Genomic DNA, 17,634 nt, shown 5'->3' on the forward strand with positions numbered 1-17,634 from the left:
GATCGCGGGATCAGCGGAGGGGGAGGCGTCGGCCGCGGGGCGGTCCGTGCTCCCGTCCGCGTCGCCTGCGTCGGCGGCGTCGGTCGAGGAGGCGGAGTCCGCGGCGGGCGGGGCCGACGCGACGGACGGGATCGCGGGATCAGCGGAGGGGGAGGTCTCGACCGCGGGGCGGTCGGTGCTCCCGTCCGCGCCGTCTGCGTCGGCGGCACCGGTCGCGGAGGCATCGGTCGCGGTCGCGGTGCGCGCACGGTCGCCGAACAGCGCGCCGAGACCGGAGGTCGACACGCCGGAGGCGGCGGGAACCCGCACCCGGGGTCGGGCGTCGTCGTCGCCCGCGTCGTCGCTCCCGGTCGGTGGGGTGGTGGTCGCCCGCGCCCGCGAGCGCAGCGCGGACGTGGGGGCGTCGTCGGAGGGGGCAGCAGTCGGAGCGGGGCCGTTGCCGCCGATGCCCGTCGCCTCGCCGGCGGGATCGGATGCGGTCACCCGCTTACGGTACCGAATCCGGCCGGGAATCGGCCGCGCCGGGGCGGCGACGCGCCAACCGGCGGACCGGGTAGGATCGTCAGCACAACCACGGGAGTCCGGCGAGCCGGGCTGAGAGGGAGCGAATCGCGCTTCGACCGTCGAACCTGATCTGGGTCATGCCAGCGCAGGGAGGAGTTCCTATGAGTACGTCCACGTCCACGTCCGCATCCGCGAAGACCTCGACGGCGGCCGCGCCGCGCAGCTACCTGCGCTGGCGCATCGTCGACATCGTCGTCGCCAGTGTCCTCGGTGTCGCCGCCGGCCTGATCTTCCTCGCCTGGAACGTCGGCTACCTCGGCCCCAAGGCTCTCCTCGAACCGCTGCTCCCCGGGCTGCAGGGCCTGCTCGACGGCCCCTGGCTGTTCGCGGGCGTGCTCGGCGGACTCATCATCCGCAAGGCCGGAGCCGCGATCTACGTCGAACTGCTCGCCGCCGTCGTCTCGGCGCTCATCGGCAACCAGTGGGGCGGCTTCCTCACCCTGGAGGCCGGGCTCGTGCAGGGGCTCGGCGCCGAGCTCGTCTTCCTGCTGTTCTTCTACCGTCGCTGGTCGCTGCCCGTCGCGATCCTCGCCGGTGCGGGCGCCGCGCTCGCGGGCGGCATCAACAACCTCGTGCTCTGGTACGCCGGATCCGGCCCGGCGTTCACGACGATCTACCTGCTCAGCACCGTCGTCTCCGGCGCGGTGATCGCGGGGGCGCTGTCGTGGGTTCTGGCCAGGGGCATCGCGGCGACCGGCGCGCTCGACCGGTTCGGCTCCGGCCGCGAGGCGCGCGTCCGCGTCTGATGGGGGCCGAGCAGGCCACCCCCGCCGCCGTCGAGGCCCGAGGGTGGGGGTGGCGTCACGCGAGTCGCCTCGCCTGGGCCCTGCGCGACGTGTCGTTCCGCATCGAGCCGGGCGAGCGCGTGCTCGTGCTCGGCGCGTCCGGCGCGGGCAAGTCGACGCTGCTGCACGGGCTCGCCGGTGTGCTGGGCGGCGAGGAGGAGGGCGAGAGCGAGGGCCGGCTGCTCGTCGACGGCGCTGCGGCGACCGCCACCCGGGGTCGCGCGGGACTGGTGCTGCAAGACCCCGACTCGCAGGTGATCCTGGCACGCGTGGGCGACGACGTCGCCTTCGGCTGCGAGAACCTGGGCATCCCGCGCGCCGAGATCTGGCCGCGCGTCACCGCGGCCCTGGAGGCCGTGGGGCTCGACGTGCCGCTCGACCACCCCACCAAGGCGCTGTCGGGCGGGCAGAAGCAGCGCCTCGCGCTCGCGGGACTCCTCGCCATGCGCCCCGGACTGCTGCTGCTCGACGAGCCCACCGCGAACCTCGACCCGCACGGGGTGGCGGAGGTGCGCGACGCGGTGTCGCGCCTGCTCGACACCCACCCCGCCACGCTCGTGGTCGTGGAGCACCGGCTCGACGTGTGGCTGCCCCTCATGACCCGCGTGATCGTGATCGGCGAGGGCGGCGTGGTCGCCGACGGCCCCCCGCACGAGGTGCTCGGGGCGCAGGGGCAGCGGCTCGCCGACGACGGGGTGTGGGTCCCCGGGCATCCGCCCGCGTTCCCGCCGCCGCCGCGCACGGCCCCCCGCGAGGTGCTGCTCTCGGCGCGCGGGCTCGCGGTCGCCCGGGTGAAGGGTCGCCCGGTCGCCACGGGCATCGACCTCGACGTGCACGCGGGAGAAGCCGTCGCGGTCACCGGGCCCAACGGCGCCGGCAAGTCGACGCTCGGCCTCACGCTCGCGGGACTCCTTCCGCCCGCGGGGGGAGCAGTGGTCGCCGCGCCCGAGCTCGCGGACGGCGCCGACCCCGCGCCCATCCGGTGGAGCTCGCGCGACCTGCTCACCCGCGTCGGCATGGTGTTCCAGGAGCCGGAGCATCAGCTGCTCGCCACGACCGTGCGCGACGAGCTCGCCGTCGGCCCCCGCGCGCTCGGCCTCCCCGAGGACGAGATCGCCGCGCGCACCGACGAGCTCCTCTCCCGCCTGCGCCTCGACCGTCTCGCGGCCGCGAACCCGTACACGCTGTCCGGCGGGGAGAAGCGGCGCCTCACGGTCGCGGCCGCGATCGCCACACGCCCCCGGGCGCTCGTGCTGGACGAGCCCACCTTCGGGCAGGACGCGCGCACGTGGGCGGAGCTGGTCGCGCTGCTCGCGGCCTTGCGCGACGAGGGGTCGGCCGTGGTCGCGATCACGCACGACCTCGACGTGGCCAGAGCCCTCCACGCCACCCGGTTCGACCTGGGCGGCATGCCGTGACCCTGCTCGACGCGAAGGCCCGCACCGGCGCGGTGGCCCGTATCAACCCGGTCGCCAAGCTCGGCGTGAGCGCGCTGATCGCCGTGCCGCTCATCCTCACGCTCGACCCGGTCTCGGCCGCGGTGGCCCTGGCGCTCGAGTTCGTGCTGTTCCTGTTCGCGGGCATCGGCTGGCGGGAGTTCTGGGTGCGCACGTGGCCGGTGTGGCTCGCGGCGCCGCTCACCGGGCTCACGATCGCGCTGTACGGCGAGACCTCCGGCACCGTGTACGTGGACTGGTTCGTGCTCCGCATCAGCGAGGGCTCGCTCGCCCTCGCCGTGGCGACGATGCTGCGCGTGCTCGCGATCGCGCTGCCGTCGGTCGTGCTGTTCGTGACCGTCGACCCCACCGACCTCGCCGACGGGCTCGGGCAGATCCTCCGCCTCCCCGCCCAGTTCGTGCTGGGGGCGCTCGCCGGACTGCGCATGGTCGGACTGTTCCTCGACGACTGGCGGGCGCTCGAGCTGGCGCGGCGCGCACGCGGGGTGGCCGACCGCGGGCGCCTGCGCCGCTTCTTCGGGATGGCGTTCGCGCTGCTGGTGCTGTCGATCCGCCGCGGTGCCAAGCTCGCCACGGCCATGGAAGCGCGAGGGTTCGGAGCGCCGGGGCGCCGCACGTGGGCGCGCGAGTCGCGGTTCGGGGCGGCGGAGTGGCTGCTGCTCGCGGTCGGCGCGGCCATCTCCGGCATCGCGGTCGCGGCGGCCGTGCTCACCGGAGCCTGGAACTTCATCCTCGGTCCCGGCGCCTGAGCCTCACCCCGTTTACGCGAGGGGCGGGAGATACGTCAACGCGCCGTGGCTAGCGTGACGAACGGAGTGAGAAGCCGACTCAGCCGAAAGGACTCCGCACATGAGCACTGCACCCACCGACGGTCAGCCGATCTTCACCCGGCCGGGGGAGGCCACGGTCGCACCGCGACACGTGATCCCCGACGCCGAGTCGCTCCCGTCGACCGCGAAGCAGATCGTCGAGGACGAGACCATCCTCGACGGCAACGCCCGTCTGAACCTCGCGACGTTCGTGAGCACCTGGATGGACGACGAGGCCAAGCAGGTGTACATGGCCTCGTTCGACAAGAACATGATCGACAAGGACGAGTACCCGCAGACCGCCGCGATCGAGGACAACTGCTGGCACATGCTCGCGAACCTCTGGCATGCGCCGGATGCCGCCCGCAGCATCGGCACGTCCACCATCGGCTCGTCCGAGGCGTGCATGCTCGGCGGGCTCGCCTTCAAGCGCCGGTGGCAGCAGGCGCGTCGCGCCGCGGGGAAGGACGCCTCCTCGCCGAACCTCGTGATGTCGAGCGCCGTGCAGGTGTGCTGGGAGAAGTTCTGCAACTACTTCGACGTGGAGCCGCGCTTCGTGCCGATCAGCGAGGAGCACAAGACGCTCGACGGGCACGAGCTGGAGAAGTACGTCGACGAGAACACGATCGGGGTCGTGGCGATCATGGGCGTCACCTACACCGGCATGTACGAGCCGGTCGCGCAGATCGCGGCGGCGCTCGACGAGATCCAGAAGAACACGGGGCTCGACATCCCGATCCACGTGGACGGCGCCTCCGGGGCGATGATCGCGCCGTTCCTGCAGCCCGACCTGGAGTGGGACTTCCGCCTGGAGCGGGTGCACTCCATCAGCACCTCCGGCCACAAGTACGGGCTCGTGTACCCCGGACTCGGGTGGGTCGTGTGGCGCGACGCCCAGTGGCTGCCGGAGGACCTCGTGTTCCAGGTCAGCTACCTCGGCGGGGAGATGCCCACGTTCGCACTGAACTTCTCGCGCCCCGGCGCACAGGTGCTGCTGCAGTACTACCTGTTCCTCCGCCTCGGCTTCGAGGGGTACCGGGCGGTGCAGCAGGCGTCGCAGGACGTGGCGAAGTTCCTGTCGGCGGGCATCGCGAAGCTCGACGCGTTCGAGCTGTGGAACGACGGCAGCGACATCCCCGTGTTCGCGTGGCGGTTGAAGCAGGGGCATACCGACAACTGGACCCTGTACGACCTGCAGGATCGGTTGCGCATGCGCGGCTGGCTCGTGCCCGCCTACCCGATGCCCGCCGACCTGGAGGAGCTCACGGTGCAGCGCATCGTGGTGCGCAACGGCCTCAGCATGGACCTGGCCGCCGAACTGCTCGACGCGATCACCGCCGAGGTCGCGCACCTCGACGCCCTCACCGCGCCGATGCCGGGCGACCACCCCGACTCGGCGTTCCACCACTGAGGCGCGGGTCATGTCTGCACACGGTGCCGAACACGCCCCCCGTCCCGCCGTCACCCCGTCGACCCGCGTCTCCCGGCCCGCGGTGGCCGTGCTGGGGGTGGGGCAGCTCGCCCTGCTGACGCTCGTCGTGGTGGCGAGCCTGCGCTCCCTGCCGGCGATGGCGGTCTACGGCCTCGGGAGCATCATGCTCTACCTCATCCCGGCGATCCTGTTCCTGGTGCCCACGGCGCTGGTGGCGGCCGAGCTCGCGACCGGGTGGAAGGGCGGCGTCTACGTCTGGGTGCGCGAAGCCCTCGGCAACCGCTGGGGGTTCACCGCGGTGTGGCTCCAGTGGATCCAGAACGTGGTGTGGTTCCCCACCCAGCTCGCCTTCGTGGCGGGCGCGCTCGCGTTCGTCTTCCTGGATCCGTCGCTGTCGAGCTCGGGCTTCTTCACCGCGGTCGTGATCATCGTCTGCTACTGGGGTGCGACGCTGGTCACCCTCCGCGGCGGCGACCTGTTCGCCAAGCTCGGCTCGTGGGGCGGCATCCTCGGCACGCTGCTGCCCGCCGTGCTGCTGATCGTGTTCGGCGCGGTCTGGGTGTTCAGCGGCGAGAAGAGCCAGGTCCCGCTCGAGGCGTCGGCGATGATCCCGCCGTTCACCGGGCTCGCCTCGATCGTGCTGATCGTGTCGAACGTGCTGGCCTACGCCGGTATGGAGGTGAACGCGGTGCACGTGAACCAGATGAAGGACCCCGGCCGCGGCTACCCCCGCTCGGTGTTCCTCGCGGCGGCGCTCATCCTGCTCGTGTTCATCCTGCCGACCCTCGCGATCGCGGTCGCGGTGCCGCCGAAGGAGCTCGGTCTCACGAACGGCATCATGCTCGCGTTCGGGGAGTACTTCGACCACTGGAGCATGGGCTGGGCCACCGCGGTGGTGTCGGCCCTGATCGCCGCGGGCGCCCTCGCCTCGGTCGTGACCTGGGTCGCCGGCCCGTCGAAGGGCGTGCTGGCCGCGGCGGAGACGGGGCTGCTGCCGCCGCTGCTGCAGAAGAGGAACAAGGCGGGCGTGCAGTCGGGCATCCTGATGCTGCAGGGCACGATCGTGACGGTGCTCGCGGCGATCTTCATCATCGTGCCGAACGTCAGCGCGGCCTTCGTCGCGCTGATCGACATGGCCGCCGCGCTGTATCTCGTCATGTACATGCTGATGTTCGCCTCGGCCCTCGTGCTGCGGCGGAAGGCGCCGGACGTGAAGCGCGCGTACCGGGTGAAGGGGCTGCCGCTGGTCGCCGGGGTGGGCTTCGTCGCCTGCCTGGCCGCGTTCCTCCTCGCGTTCATCCCGCCGGACGGCTTCACCGCGTTCCCGCCCGCGGCCTACCCGTGGATCGTGGGGGCGGTGATCGTGGTGCTGGGTGCTCCGCCCCTGGTGTTCTACGCGGTGCGCCGTCCGTCGTGGGACCGCCGGCCGGCGGACGGCAGCCTGCCCAGCGACGCCCACCCGGAGGCCTGAGCGCCCGGAACCGACGCCGACCCGCCGCCCGTCACAGGGGCAGCGGGTCGGCGCCGTCTTCGCGGGAGCCGTACCCCCAGCGGAGCGCGATCAGCCCCGGCGCGAACCCCGAGCGCACGGTGGTGGCCGTGCGGTTCGCGGGAGGCAGCGGCACGATCTCCTCCTCGCCGCCGACCATCGTGACCTCTTCGATCCAGGTGGGCGACGGCGACCGCGCGAAGTCCACGTGCAGGAGCAGCTCGGGCGTGCGGTACATGCTCGCGTAGGTCACGAGCCGGTCGCGCGGGTAGGGGAGCGGGTAGTGCAGGGTGAACTCGATGAGCGCGGACTGCCGCTGCTCGGGCGGATCGTCGACGGCGAGGAGCATGCCGAACGCCATGCGGGAGGAGTGCGCGTGGCGCTGCACCACGCGGCACCCGGTCACCGCGGTCAGCTCGGGCCACACGTCGGTCGGCACCCCGGGCAGGTCGATGTACGGGATGAGGCCGGCCCGTCCGCTGGGGGGCCGGAGGATCGCGCGGTAGTGGATGGTGTCGACGAGGCCGTGCGCGTCGGTGGTGCAGACCGCGTGGACGGAGTGGGTGTTGAACGACGCCGCGGGGTCGATGCCGAGCGCGCGGAACGTGTCGAGGATCGGCCCCTCCCGCGTCCAGTCCTCGCAGGGTGCCCGCGGCTTGGGTGGACGTCCGGCGCGGCGGCTGTGTCCGATGCGTCGCTGCAGGGTGCCGCTGTCGAGCAGGAGCAGCGTCTCGAGCTCCTCGACCGCCGCGAGCGAGCAGACCCCCTCGGGTTGCCGCGTGCCGTTCTGCCAGCAGCTGAGGGTGGCGATCGAGACGGGGTTCCCGTGTCGTCGGAGCCGATCGCTCAGCTGCGCAAGGGACGTGCCGCGGGCCGCGATGGCCTCCCGCAGTGTCTCGGCGAACCCGGCGACGGGAGCGGGTGGCGACGGATCGAGGTGCATGAGGCCTCCTGATCGGGGGGTCGTCCCACCCATGACACCAGATCAGACATCAGATGTCGAGAGTTCGTTGCCGCATCCCGACCTGCGCGCCGCCGGCCGGGAGGGTCAGGTGGCGTTCCACAGGTCGCGGTAGTACGCCATCCGCTCCCGGTCGGGTTCGAGGCCGTACGCCTCGACGAGGGCGTCTTCCCACCCCGGGCCGTAGTTCCACCCGGTGCTCATGGCGGCCACGGCGATGTCGGCCCAGCGGTCGGCGACGCCCAGCTGCGCGAGGTCCACGTGCGCGAGCCACCGGCCGTCCGCGCCGATCAGGGTGTTCGGGCAGCAGGCGTCGCCGTGGCTCACCACTGCGCGGTCGATCGGCGGCGGAGTGCGCAGCGACTCCGGCACCACGATGCCCCGGCGCTCCGCGTTCTCGATGCGCGACGGCACGCTCCACTCCCACGGGCACTCGGCCACGGGCAGCGCGTCGTGCAGCGCCCGCAGCGCCTCACCCACCGCGCGCACGGCGGTCGCGGGCTCGGCCGTCCACCGGGGATCCACGGCGCTCAGGCCGTCGAGGGCCGCCGTCACCAGCCACTCGTGCGTCTCGTCCTCGCCGCTGTCGAGCACGGTCGGCGCGCTGATCCACCGCGCGGCCCAGCGCATTCGCTCGGCCTCGTCGCGCAGCGTGGACTCGAGGTTGCGCGGACCCCACTTGATGTAGAACGGCTCGCCGACGCCGGTCGCGCGGAACGTGAGACCGCCGTCGTCGTTCCGCCAGACGCAGACGAGGTCTGCTCCGCGGGACAGCTCGCGCACCCGGTCGGGGACGACGACGGACTCGGCGGGGATCGTCATGCTCCCATCCTGCCGGACGCGCGGACGCTCAGGGCCGACCGGTCGCGCGAGGAGCGGACGCCGTCTCCGGACGGGCGGTGTCGTAGGCTCGCCTCGACGCCGTCCCCTCACGCCCGGTCGCACCGGCACCACCGCGGCCCGGGTTCGTCCTGGAACCAGGAACCACCTAGGCTGGGACTGCGTTTCAGGCATGTCGCACGACGTTCGAAGGAGAACCTCACATGCAGATCAGCGGACAGGGCGCCCTCGTCACCGGAGGGGCGTCGGGCCTCGGGCTCGCCACCGCGCGTCGCCTCGCGGCGGCCGGAGCCCACGTCACGATCATCGACCTCCCCTCCTCGGCCGGTGCCGAGATCGCGGAAGAACTGGGCGGGATCTTCGTGCCCGCCGACGTCACGAGCGTCGACGAGGTCGCGGCCGCGGTCGCCGCCGCACAGGCCGCCGCCCCGCTGCGCGTGGTGATCAACTGCGCCGGTATCGCCCCGCCCGCCAAGGTGCTCGATCGCGAGGGCAACCCCGCGGTGCTCGCCGACTTCGAGCGGATCGTGCGCATCAACCTCGTCGGCACCTTTAACGTCATCTCGCAGGCCGCGGCCGTGATCGCGAAGAACGAACTGCACGACGAGGAGCGCGGCGTCATCGTCAACACCGCCAGCGTCGCGGCGTTCGACGGTCAGATCGGGCAGCCTGCGTACTCCGCGTCGAAGGGCGGCGTGCACGCCATGACCCTCCCGATCGCACGCGAACTCGCCCGACACGGCATCCGCGTGTGCACCATCGCCCCCGGCATCATGGAGACCCCGATGCTGATGGGGCTGCCGCAGGAGGCGCAGGACTCGCTCGGCCAGCAGGTGCCGTTCCCCGCCCGCCTCGGCCGACCGGACGAGTACGCCGCCCTCGCGCAGCAGATCGTCGAGAACGGCTACCTCAACGGCGAGACCATCCGCCTCGACGGCGCCATCCGCATGGCACCGCGCTGACCACCCGCCCCGAAGGAGAACCCATGTCACTCGCCGGCAAGACCATCCTCATGTCGGGCGGCAGCCGCGGCATCGGCCTCGCGATCGCGCTGCGCGCCGCCGCCGACGGCGCCAACATCGCCATGCTCGCCAAGACCGACACCCCGCATCCGAAGCTCGAGGGCACCGTGCACACCGCGGCCGAGCAGATCCGCGCGGCCGGCGGCCAGGCGCTGCCGATCGTCGGCGACGTGCGCGAGGACGACGACATCACCGAAGCGGTCATGAAGACGCAGGGCGAGTTCGGCGGCATCGACATCGTGATCAACAACGCCAGCGTGATCGACCTGTCGCGCTCGCTCGACCTCTCGGCGAAGAAGTACGACCTGATGCAGGACGTCAACGTGCGCGGGACGTTCATGCTGTCGCGGGCGGCCGTGCCGATCCTGAAGGACGCCGAGAACCCGCACATCCTGTCGCTCTCGCCGCCCCTGAACCCCAGCCCGAAGTGGCTCGGGGCGCACACGGGCTACACGCTCGCGAAGTTCGGCATGACCATGGTCACGCTCGGGCTCGCGGCCGAGTTCGCGCGCGACGGCATCGCCGCCAACACGCTGTGGCCCCGCACAACCATCGCGACCGCCGCCGTGCAGAACCTCCTCGGGGGCGACAGGGTGATGGCCGCGAGCCGCACGGCCGACATCTACGCCGACGCCGCCTACGCGGTGCTGTGCCGGCCGGCCGCGACCACCACGGGGCAGTCGCTCATCGTGGAGGACGTGCTGGAGGCCGAGGGCGTGACCGACTTCTCGCGCTACGCCGCCGTGCCCGGCACCCCCGACAGCGCCCTGTTCCCGGACATCTTCCTCGACTGACCCGGTCCGCGCGGGATCAGAAGAGCAGGTAGAGCGCGCCGAGGATCGTGAGCGCGATCACGATGCGGTCGAACACCCGTTGATCGAGCCGTCGTGCCACGCGCAGTCCGAGGAGGGCGCCGAGCACCACCAGCGGCGCGAGCAGCGCGTCCGTCAGCAGCACCGGCGCGGTGAACAGTCCGATGCCGGCGAGGAACGGCACCTTGATCACGTTGATGATCGCGAAGAACCAGGCCGAGGTGCCCAGGAACACCTGGACCGGGGTGCGCGTCGCCAGGAAGTACATCGACATCACGGGTCCGCCGGCGTTGGCGACCATCGTCGTGAAGCCGCCCAGGGTGCCGTAGGCGCCGGCGAGCACGAGTCCGCCGCGGGGCGTGACCGTCGTCTCGACGCGCGACTGCCGCCATCGTCGCCACAGGGTGACGGCGATCATCAGCAGCAGGATCACGCCGATCGCGCGCCGCACCACGTCGTCGCCCGTCAGGGCGAGGAAGGCGAAGCCGAGCAGCAGTCCGGCGATGACGGCGGGGGCGAGTCGCAGCAGTGTCGGCCAGTGCGCGTGCCGACGGTAGGCGAGGAGCGCGAACACGTCGCCCACCATGAGCAGCAGCAGCGTGGCCGCGGTCGAGGTGCGGGCGGGCAGCGCCGCGGCGAACAGCGCGATCGCGAGGATGCTGCCGCCGGGCAGTGCGGTCTTGGAGATGCCGATCACGACCGCGGCCAGGCCGAGCGCCGCCCAGGCCCACGCGTCGAGCGCCATCACCGGCGCAGCTCGTCCGCGATGTCTTCGAAGCCGCGGGCGGTCGCGAGGTCGAGCGGGAGCACGCCGTCGCCGTCGCGGATGGTCGGGTCGGCGCCGCCGTCGAGCAGGGCGCGCACCACGGCGACGTAGCGCCCCGAGCCGTCACCGAGCACGATCGCCTCGTGCAGCGCCGTCCACCCCAGGTTGTTCACGTGATCGGGGTCGACGCCCGCATCGAGCAGGATCTGCACGGTGTCGAGCAGTCCGCGCTCTGACGCGGGGATGAGGGCGGTGCCGCCGAAGCGGTTGGTGCTGGTGAGGTCGGCGCCGTTGTCGAGGGTGAGGCGCAGGATCTCGTCGTGACCGCGGGCACCCGCGTACAGATAGGCCGAGTCCTGGATGTCGTCCTTCGCGTTCACGTCGGCACCCGCGGAGATCAGCGCGCGGGCGGCCTCGACGTGGTTCGCCTTGGTGGCCGCGACCAGTGCGGTCATGCCGCCCTCGCCGCGGGCCTCGATGTCGGCACCGGCGTCGAGCGCAACCCGGACGGCGGCGGCGTCACCGCGGGCGGCGGCGTCGAGCAGGGCGGACGTGGCGTCGCGCGGGGCGGGCGTGGTGTCGGTCATCGGGGCCTCCGTGGTGGGTGCGGCCGGGTGCGTGGCGGTGGTCGCCGTGCACGCCGAGGTGAGCAGGGCGACCCCCGCGAGGGCCGCCCAGAGCACGCCCCGCCGCATCCGCATACCTCTGGTATACCAAACGGCCCGGAGGCGGGGGAGCGTCAGCTCCGCACGGAGGCGAGCGCGGCGGCGAACCGGGCGGCGCGCTGCTCCAGGTCGGCCCAGTCGGACGCCGCGATCGAGGCGCCGTTGGCGAGGTCGCCGCCGGCGCCCACCGCGACCGCGCCCGCGGCGTACCAGTCGGCGAGGTTGTCGGGCTTGACGCCGCCGGTGGGCATGAGCGGGGCGTCGGGGAACGGGCCGCGGAGAGCGCCGAGGTAGGCCGGGCCGCCGAGCGAGGCGGGGAAGATCTTCACGACGTCGACGCCGAGCTCGAGCGCGCCCATGACCTCGGTGGGCGTGAGGGCGCCGGTCATCACGACGCGGCCGGTGTCGAGCATCGCGCGGGTGAGGGCCGGGAGCGTGCCGGGGCTCACCAGGAACTCGGCCCCGGCGTCGGCGGCCTGTGCGGCCTGCGCGGGGGTCGTCACGGTTCCGGCGCCGATGTAGGCGGCGTCACCGTGGCGGGCGATCAGCTCGCGGATCACGGCCGGGGCGTCGGGCGTGGAGTAGGTGACCTCGATGCCGGTCACTCCACCCCGGATGATCGCCTCTGAGGCCTCCAGGGCGAGTTCGGGCGAGGGGGCGCGGAGGACGGCGAGGACGCCGGTGGTGCGGGCGCGGGCGAGACGGTCGGACATGGCGCTCCTTGATCGAGGGATGCGTCCATTCTTCCGCACCACAACTTGTCATTACAAGTTGTGCTACTTGGCGACGAGCGTCGTCTCGAAGCTGTAGAGGTCGGGGCGGTAGCAGTGGTGGCCGAACTCGATCGCGGCGCCGGACTGGTCGAACGAGATGCGCTCCATCGTGAGCACGGGGCCGCCCGCCTCGATCTCCAGCAGCTCCGGCTCGTCGTCTTCCGCGCGGCGGGCGCCGATCTTCTGCTTCGCGATGCGGATCGCGACGCCCCGGGCGCGGAGCACCTGATAGAGGCCGCGCGACTCCAGCTGCTCGGTCGAGATGTCGGCCAGCTCGCGCGGGAGGTAGTTCTCCAGCACCGCGACCGCGACGCCGTCGGTGCTTCGTCTGCGGCGCAGATGCAGCACCTCGGTGCCCGGCTCGAGCCCGAGCGCGAGGGCCACCTCGTCGGTCGCGGGGATGATCTCGTGGGTCAGCACCTGCGTGCCCGGCTCGTGGTTCGCGCTCTGCAGGTCTTCGTACAGGCTGGTCAGCTCGACCTGCCGCGTGACCGAGCCCTGCACCACCTGGGTGCCGATGCCGCGGCGGCGCACGAGCAGGCCCTTGTCGACGAGCTCCTGGATGGCGCGGCGGATCGTGGGGCGGGAGAGTCCGAGCTGCTCCGCGATCGAGACCTCGTTCTCCAGGCGGGCGCCCGCGGGGATCGCGCCGGACTGGATCGCGCTCTGGAGTCGTGTGGATACCTGGAAGTAGAGCGGGACGGGCCCCGTGCGGTCGATGTCCGCGAAGAGCTCGTGGGGCCAGGGGGTGACGACATCGGCCATGGATGCTCCGCTCTGGGTTGGGGAGTCACATTGTAGCGACAATCATACGAGCGACTCCAGACGGCGTCGAGGCGCAGTATTCCGCGGATCCCGGCCGCGCCCGCGCACGAGGGCGCCGCGAGTGAGCCCCGGGATGCTTAAAGTGCTATTGTGCTGACATGACGGGAGCAGCGTGAGCTTCGGGTGGGATCCCCACCTGCTCGTCGAGCTCGGGCTCCTCGGGCTGGCGTTCGTGCTCTCGCTGGCCGTGGGTGTCGAGCGCTCCCGCAAGCAGAAGAACGCCGGGCTGCGCACGCACGTGCTGGTGGGCCTGGGCTCGGCCATCTTCACCCTCATCTCGGCCTACGGCTTCGAGGGCGTGCTGGGGCCGGAGGTCGCGGTCGATCCCTCGCGCATCGCGGCGCAGGTGGTGTCGGGGATCGGGTTCCTCGGCGCCGGCGTGATCTTCGTGCGCAACAACGCCGTGTCCGGGCTCACCTCGGCCGCGACCATCTGGGTGGTCGCGGCGATCGGCATGGCCTGCGGGGCGAACATGCCCCTGCTCGCGATCGCGGGCACGGGTCTTCATCTCCTCACGGTCGGCCCGCTGTCGCGGCTGCGCGACCGCGTTCGCCCCGAGCCCGAGCGCCTGCGCGTGACCCTGCAGTACGAGGCCGACCGCGGCGCGCTGCGCGAGGTGCTGGCGGCGGCCGAGCGGCGGGGGCTGCCCGCCACACTGCTCGGTGCCGCGCGGATCCACGGTGAGGCGGACATGCGGGCGACGCTCGAGTTCGCGGAGGCCGAGCCGGGGTCGCGCTCCGAGCTGATCGACGCGATCGCCCGCCTCGACGGGGTGCGCTCGGTCGTGGTGCAGGGCTTCTCCGAGGACGATTGATGCATATGTCATGACCTGCTAACATTCGAGACGAACCCAGGGTTCGACCATTCAATGGAGAAAGGACAACGCGTGATCCGCATCGCGAACGCGCCGGTGAGCTACGGAGTCTTCGAACTCGCTCGACCGGACCTCGTGGCCCTCCCCGACGGGGAGCAGCTCGCCCGCTGGATCAGCGAAGCCGGATACCAGGGCATCGACCTGGGCCCCGTCGGTCTCCTCGGCCAGGGCGCCGAGCTCGACGAGCGCCTCTCCCGCCACGGCCTCGACCTCGCCGGCGGCTGGGTCGACCTGCCGTTCGCGGGCGAGGACGAGGAGTTCGCCGCCGCGCTGGCAGGCCTCGACCGCACGCTCGACGTGTTCGTCACCGCCGCCGAGCGCGGCCAGGACCTCGCACCGCTGCCCACCCTCGCCGACTCCGGCAGCCCCGCCCGCAAGGCCCGCCCGGGCGGCGCCCCCGAGCTCACGCTCCGCGGTGCCGCGTGGGAACGGTTCGCCGACCGGGTGAACCGCGCCGCCGCGCGCGTGCGCGACCGGGGCCTCGAGCCCACCTTCCACCACCACGCGTGCACGCACGTCGAGACGCCGGAGGAGATCGACGCGCTACTCGCCTCCACCGACGTCGACCTCACGTTCGACTCCGGTCACCTGCTGATCGGCGGCGGCGACCCCCTGCCCGACTACCGGCGCTGGCGCGAGCGGATCAACCACCTGCACCTGAAGGACGCCCGCACCGCCCTGCTGCACGACGCCCTGGCCGCCGACGACCCCATGCGCTCGGTGTGGGAGAAGCGCGTGTTCGTGCCGCTCGGGGAGGGCGACCTCGCCGTCGACGCCCTGCTCGACGAGATCGTCGCGAGCGGGTACTCCGGATGGCTGATCGTCGAGCAGGACGTGGTGCCCCGCTCGACCGCCGACGTGGAGCGCGCCGTGGCCGAGCAGGCCGCCAACCGCGAGGCCCTGCGGCGGTGGTTCGCATGAGCGCCGCCGTCACCCGCGTCGCCGTGATCGGACTCGGCGCGATCAGCCAGAGCGTGCACCTGCCGCTGCTGCGCCGCAACGCCGAGGCCTTCGCGATCGCCGCGCTCGTCGACCTGTCCGCCGTGCGCACCGCCGACATGGGCGCCCGCTACGGCGTGCCGGCCGCCCGGCAGCTCACCTCGGTCGACGAGCTCGTGGCCGCGACGGCCGCCGGCGACCTCGACGTGGACGCCGCCATCCTCGCCACCACCGGCTCGCACGCGGGAGACACCCTGCGGCTCGTGCGGGCGGGCATCCGGGTGCTCGCCGAGAAGCCGCTCGCCTACTCGCTCGCCGAGCTGGACGAGCTCACGGCGTACGGGCGCGAGGCCGGCCTCGACCTGCGCGACTGGGTGCGCGTCGGCTACATGAAGGAGTACGACACCGCGTCGCTGCGCGCGAAGGAACTGCTCGCCGACGTGACCCTGCGCGCGATCGACGTGCAGGTCATGCACCCGCTCGACGGCTCGCAGCTCGCCTACGCGCGGCTCGCCGCTCCCACGGGCGACGTGCCCCGCGAGACCATCGAGCCCCTGCTCGCCGCGACAGCCGCCATCGTCGACGGTGCCGTCGGGTCAGACCTCCCCGTCGACCTCCGCACGCTGTACACCAACGTCGTGCTCGGCTCGATCGTGCACGACGTGGGGCTGCTCCGGTCGCTCGTCGGCGGTCTCGGCGAGGTCGCGTTCGCGCAGCACTGGGGCCCGAAGATGCCGGGCTCCGTGCACGTGCGCGGCACCCTCGCCCGCGACGAGACGCCGTGGACCGTCGACTGGCACTACATCGACGGCTACCCCGACTACCAGGAGACCGTCACGTTCCACCACGAGGCCGGATCGATCGAGCTCGTGTTCGGCGTGCCCTACGTGACGAACCTCCCCACCATCCTCCGCGTGACCGAGAGTCACCCGGAGCTCGGCATCCGCGTGAGCGAATCGCGGTGGATGCAACAGGAAGCATTCGAGAACGAGCTGTACGCGCTCGCGGCCCTGGTCCGCGGCGAACGCCCCGACGGGGCGAGCGTCGAGGAGTCGGTCGCCGACGTGCGCGTCGGGCAGCGGATCATCCGCGCGCTCGCGGTCTCGAAGGGCCACGCGCTCGACCCGAGCGCCGAAGCCGCGCAGTAGCCATCCCGCAACACCCGAATCCGAGCGCCACCGCTCGGCGATCAACGACAAGAAAGGTCGGAAATGGTCACGCAAGGAAAGCGCCGCCTGCTCGCGGCGTTCGCCCTCACCACCGTCGGTGCGGTCGTGCTGGCCGGCTGCTCCGGAGGATCGGAGCCCGAGGCCGAGGAGTCGACGGGGCCCGTCACCCTGACGCTCACCACCAACTCCATCACGGGAGGCAAGAACGCCGCCGAGGCCGACTGGATCGCGGACTGGGTCGTCCCCGAGTTCGAGAAGGCCATGGAGGAGGACGGCAAGGACGTCACCGTCGAGTTCCAGCCGCAGGGCGTCGACGACGAGGACTACAAGACGAAGATCGCCCTCGACCTGCAGTCCGGCAAGGGCGCCGACATCATCGGCATGGACGGCATCTGGGTCGGCGAGTTCGCCGAGGCCGGCTACATCAAGCCGCTCGCCGAGGTCGGCGGCGACGCCGTGGACGACTGGGACGGCTGGGGACAGATCCCCGACGCCGTGCAGAGCGCGCTGTCGTTCGACGGCGACCGCTACGGGGTGCCCCAGGGCGCGGACGGCCGGGTGCTCTACTACAACAAGGACCTGTTCGCGCAGGCCGGCCTCGACGAGGACTGGGCGCCGGAGAGCTGGGACGACATCCTCGATGCCGCGAAGGACCTCAAGAAGATCGAGGGCGTGACCCCGATCCAGCTCAACGCCGGTACCGCGATGGGCGAGGCCACGACCATGCAGGGCCTGCTCCCGATGCTCGTCGGCACCGGCGAGCAGGTGTACGAGGACGGCAAGTGGATCGGCGCCACCGACGGCATGCAGGAGGTGCTCGACCTCTACAAGACGATCTACGTCGATGAGGGCCTGGGCGACCCCGTGCTGCAGCAGGAGGCCTCCGGCCGCGACACGTCGTTCCAGCTGTTCGCCGAGGGCAAGATCGGCATCCTCTTGGAGGGCGACTACTTCTGGCGCTCCGTGATCAACCCCGCGGAGGGTGTGGGTACCGCGCCCATGGCCAACCGCGACGAGGTCGTCGGCTACGCCAAGATCCCCGCGGTCGAGCCCGGCGAGGGCATCAAGGGCCAGGACTTCGTGTCGATGTCGGGCGGCACCGGCCGCGTGCTCAACCCGAACTCGAAGCACGCCGAGCTGGCGTGGGAGCTGCTCGCGTTCATGAACTCGCCCGAGGCGTACGAGGCCCGTGCCGCCGGCACGCTCGCGATCTCGCCGCGTGACGACGTGAACGAGAAGCTGCTGTCGTCCGACCCGATGCTGACGTTCGTGAGCCAGGAGGTGCTGCCCATCACGGCGTACCGCCCCGGTCTCGCCGCGTACCCGCAGGTGTCGGTGCTGCTGCAGCAGGCCACGCTCGACGTCGCCACCGGAACCTCGGTCGACGATGCGCTGAAGACCTACGTCCGTGGTCTCGAAGGCGTCGTGGGACCGGACGCGATCTCCGAGTGA

General features: G+C 72.1%; 17 protein-coding genes, 1 pseudogene and 1 riboswitch. Of the genes and pseudogenes, 11 read left to right on the forward strand and 7 right to left on the reverse strand.

Translation table 11 applies throughout. The features are described 5' to 3' along the window. Positions 1 to 483, reverse strand: a pseudogene (locus DW297_RS13780) (hypothetical protein); the annotation flags it as partial. Positions 484 to 563: 80 nt separating this feature from the next. Further along, positions 564 to 675: riboswitch (TPP riboswitch) on the forward strand. On the opposite strand from DW297_RS13780, the gene DW297_RS13785 reads away from it, so the two are divergent. The 5 genes from DW297_RS13785 to DW297_RS13805 all read left to right on the forward strand — a co-directional run bounded on the left by DW297_RS13785 (position 666) and on the right by DW297_RS13805 (position 6,518). Further along, on the forward strand, positions 666 to 1,310 hold the full coding sequence (locus DW297_RS13785; protein WP_136033345.1) for an ECF transporter S component: 645 nt from the start codon (positions 666 to 668) through the stop codon (positions 1,308 to 1,310). Its footprint overlaps the riboswitch before it by 10 nt. Beyond that, positions 1,310 to 2,767 (forward strand): ABC transporter ATP-binding protein, encoded by a 1,458-nt coding sequence (locus DW297_RS13790; protein WP_205828303.1) that lies wholly within the window; start codon positions 1,310 to 1,312, stop codon positions 2,765 to 2,767. The genes DW297_RS13785 and DW297_RS13790 overlap by 1 nt, the downstream gene beginning before the upstream one ends. After that, positions 2,764 to 3,555: an energy-coupling factor transporter transmembrane component T family protein gene (locus DW297_RS13795; protein WP_136033347.1), complete on the forward strand. Its 792-nt coding sequence runs from the start codon at positions 2,764 to 2,766 to the stop codon at positions 3,553 to 3,555. The genes DW297_RS13790 and DW297_RS13795 overlap by 4 nt, the downstream gene beginning before the upstream one ends. Before the next feature lie 100 nt (positions 3,556 to 3,655). Next, positions 3,656 to 5,026 (forward strand): glutamate decarboxylase, encoded by a 1,371-nt coding sequence (locus DW297_RS13800; RefSeq protein ID WP_136033349.1) that lies wholly within the window; start codon positions 3,656 to 3,658, stop codon positions 5,024 to 5,026. A 10-nt stretch (positions 5,027 to 5,036) separates the two neighbouring features. Beyond that, positions 5,037 to 6,518 carry an amino acid permease gene (locus DW297_RS13805; protein WP_206252507.1) on the forward strand — a complete coding sequence of 494 codons (1,482 nt, stop codon included), beginning with the start codon at positions 5,037 to 5,039 and terminating at the stop codon, positions 6,516 to 6,518. 31 nt (positions 6,519 to 6,549) lie between these two features. Here DW297_RS13805 and DW297_RS13810 read toward each other — a convergent pair whose 3' ends face one another. Further along, a complete protein-coding gene (locus tag DW297_RS13810; protein ID WP_136033351.1) occupies positions 6,550 to 7,479 on the reverse strand; it encodes a helix-turn-helix domain-containing protein in 930 nt (309 codons plus the stop codon). A 105-nt stretch (positions 7,480 to 7,584) separates the two neighbouring features. After that, positions 7,585 to 8,319, reverse strand: coding sequence for an aminoglycoside 3'-phosphotransferase (locus DW297_RS13815; RefSeq protein ID WP_136033353.1), 735 nt, complete (start codon positions 8,317 to 8,319; stop codon positions 7,585 to 7,587). 221 nt (positions 8,320 to 8,540) lie between these two features. Between DW297_RS13815 and DW297_RS13820 the strand changes: the two genes are divergently transcribed. Together DW297_RS13820 and DW297_RS13825 are read left to right on the forward strand one after the other, a co-directional pair. Then, complete coding sequence (locus tag DW297_RS13820; protein ID WP_136033355.1) at positions 8,541 to 9,299, forward strand: SDR family NAD(P)-dependent oxidoreductase; 759 nt, start codon at positions 8,541 to 8,543, stop codon at positions 9,297 to 9,299. 23 nt (positions 9,300 to 9,322) lie between these two features. Further along, a complete protein-coding gene (locus DW297_RS13825; protein WP_136033357.1) occupies positions 9,323 to 10,153 on the forward strand; it encodes an SDR family oxidoreductase in 831 nt (276 codons plus the stop codon). Between the two features lie 16 nt (positions 10,154 to 10,169). Here DW297_RS13825 and DW297_RS13830 read toward each other — a convergent pair whose 3' ends face one another. The 4 genes from DW297_RS13830 to DW297_RS13845 form a co-directional block, all read right to left on the reverse strand. Continuing rightward, the gene (locus DW297_RS13830; protein WP_446724375.1) at positions 10,170 to 10,919 is read right to left on the reverse strand and encodes a sulfite exporter TauE/SafE family protein; all 750 of its coding nucleotides are present in this window, start codon (positions 10,917 to 10,919) and stop codon (positions 10,170 to 10,172) included. Beyond that, the gene (locus tag DW297_RS13835) at positions 10,916 to 11,638 is read right to left on the reverse strand and encodes an ankyrin repeat domain-containing protein (RefSeq protein ID WP_240744631.1); all 723 of its coding nucleotides are present in this window, start codon (positions 11,636 to 11,638) and stop codon (positions 10,916 to 10,918) included. The genes DW297_RS13830 and DW297_RS13835 overlap by 4 nt, the downstream gene beginning before the upstream one ends. Positions 11,639 to 11,676: 38 nt before the next feature. Continuing rightward, positions 11,677 to 12,315: a bifunctional 4-hydroxy-2-oxoglutarate aldolase/2-dehydro-3-deoxy-phosphogluconate aldolase gene (locus DW297_RS13840; RefSeq protein WP_136033359.1), complete on the reverse strand. Its 639-nt coding sequence runs from the start codon at positions 12,313 to 12,315 to the stop codon at positions 11,677 to 11,679. 63 nt (positions 12,316 to 12,378) lie between these two features. Continuing rightward, on the reverse strand, positions 12,379 to 13,140 hold the full coding sequence (locus tag DW297_RS13845; protein ID WP_136033361.1) for a GntR family transcriptional regulator: 762 nt from the start codon (positions 13,138 to 13,140) through the stop codon (positions 12,379 to 12,381). Positions 13,141 to 13,312: 172 nt separating this feature from the next. Between DW297_RS13845 and DW297_RS13850 the strand changes: the two genes are divergently transcribed. The 4 genes from DW297_RS13850 to DW297_RS13865 all read left to right on the forward strand — a co-directional run bounded on the left by DW297_RS13850 (position 13,313) and on the right by DW297_RS13865 (position 17,634). After that, on the forward strand, positions 13,313 to 14,014 hold the full coding sequence (locus tag DW297_RS13850) for an MgtC/SapB family protein (protein ID WP_136033363.1): 702 nt from the start codon (positions 13,313 to 13,315) through the stop codon (positions 14,012 to 14,014). A 72-nt stretch (positions 14,015 to 14,086) separates the two neighbouring features. Further along, entirely contained in the window at positions 14,087 to 14,995 is a 909-nt protein-coding gene (locus DW297_RS13855; RefSeq protein ID WP_205828304.1) for a sugar phosphate isomerase/epimerase family protein, read from the forward strand. Further along, positions 14,992 to 16,161 (forward strand): Gfo/Idh/MocA family protein, encoded by a 1,170-nt coding sequence (locus tag DW297_RS13860; RefSeq protein ID WP_168442870.1) that lies wholly within the window; start codon positions 14,992 to 14,994, stop codon positions 16,159 to 16,161. Before DW297_RS13855 ends, DW297_RS13860 begins: the two co-directional genes overlap by 4 nt. Before the next feature lie 63 nt (positions 16,162 to 16,224). Next, positions 16,225 to 17,634, forward strand: coding sequence for an extracellular solute-binding protein (locus DW297_RS13865; RefSeq protein WP_136033371.1), 1,410 nt, complete (start codon positions 16,225 to 16,227; stop codon positions 17,632 to 17,634).

It is taken from the genome of Microbacterium sp. PF5 (assembly GCF_004794315.1).
Taxonomy (GTDB): Bacteria; Actinomycetota; Actinomycetes; order Actinomycetales; family Microbacteriaceae; genus Microbacterium; species Microbacterium sufflavum.